This is a genomic window from Streptomyces sp. NRRL B-24085 (genome assembly GCF_001282115.1).
GTDB lineage: Bacteria > Actinomycetota > Actinomycetes > Streptomycetales > Streptomycetaceae > Streptomyces.
The window spans coordinates 1-1338 of sequence record NZ_LJBR01000676.1 but is presented as its reverse complement, the minus strand read 5'-3'; the positions used below and the strand labels follow the sequence as shown (position 1 = coordinate 1338).

Annotated in this window: 1 protein-coding gene; it reads left to right on the top strand. The window is 73.2% G+C overall.

What is annotated here, in order from left to right:
- The first annotated feature begins 92 nt into the window (after window positions 1-92).
- Window positions 93-953 carry a PaaX family transcriptional regulator C-terminal domain-containing protein gene (locus AOJ26_RS41120; RefSeq protein WP_199828935.1) on the top strand — a complete coding sequence of 287 codons (861 nt, stop codon included), beginning with the start codon at window positions 93-95 and terminating at the stop codon, window positions 951-953.
- Window positions 954-1338: the final 385 nt, after the last annotated feature.

Below are 1338 nucleotides of genomic sequence, written 5' to 3'. Positions count from 1 at the left end.
CCCCCGCAACGGCCTTGCCCACCCCGCCGACCGCCGGTGACCTCCTACGACCGCCTGCCGCACGGTCGGCGGGCGGTCGTACCCTTGCCCCCGTGGAGGACGACGACATCCTGGACACCGCGGACGGGCCGCAGCCGCGCCCGCAGTCGCTCATGCTCACCTTCTTCGGCAACCACGTCCTGGAGGAGGGGGACCTGGGCGTCTACTCGGGCAGCATCATCGACGTCCTGGGCCGCGTCGGCGTCGGCGAGCAGGCGGTGCGCTCCACCCTCACCCGCATGGTCAACCGCGGTCTGCTCCAGCGGCAGCGCGAAGGCCGCAAGATGTTCTTCGGCCTGACCCCGCAGGCCACCCGGGTCCTGATCGACGGCCGCACCCGCATCTGGGAACAGGGCGCCGTCAACGACGACTGGGACGGCTCCTGGACCCTGCTCGGCTTCTCGCTGCCCGACTCCTGGAAACGCCAGCGCCACGACCTGCGCTCACGGCTGACCTGGTCCGGATTCGGGGCCCTGTACAGCGGCCTGTGGATCGCGCCGGGCCACGTGGACGTCTCCGAGGTGGTCACCGACCTCGGGCTCACGGCCCACGTCAAAATCTTCCACGCCCGGGCCGCCGAGATCACCGACATCGAGCAGATGATCCGCGACACCTGGGACCTGGAGTCCATCGCCGCCCGCTACGTCACCTTCGACAAGCGCTGGAGCGCCCACCTCGGCAACGGCACCGACGACGACCCCATCGGCATCCGCCTGCGCCTGGTCAGCGACTGGCTCCGCACCATCCGCACAGACCCGAGGCTCCCGGCCCGCCACCTGCCCCCGGCCTGGCCGGCCCGCACCGCCCAGGAAACCTTCCGCCGGGTCGCGGAACAGACCCACCCGGCACTGGCGGCGGCCCGCACGGCACTGGAGACGACACCTCTACGAGGGTTGCCGGAACAGGTGATCTAACGGCTGCGGGCGCGTCGTGGCCGGTTGCGCAGTTCCCCGCGGGCAGCTGCACCGGGCTGTAGCCGGGCGCCTATGGGGGTGCCGTGCAGGGAATCCGGCGGCTGCGGGCGCGTCGTGGCTGGTCGCGCAGTTCCCCGCGGGCAGCTGCACCGGGCTGCAGCCGGGCGCCTATGGGGGTGCCGTGCACGGGATCCGGCGGCTGCGGGCGCGTCGAGGCCGGTCGCGCAGTTCCCCGCGCCCCTGGGGGGGCTGCACTTCCCGGCGTCGCTATGGGCTCTCAGGGGCGCGGGGAACTGCGCAAACGCCCGCCCTCACCCAGCCGCACCCGCCGACGCCGCCGCCTACCCCCCGCCCCCTACCGTGAACCCGATCACCCGGCCGCCGC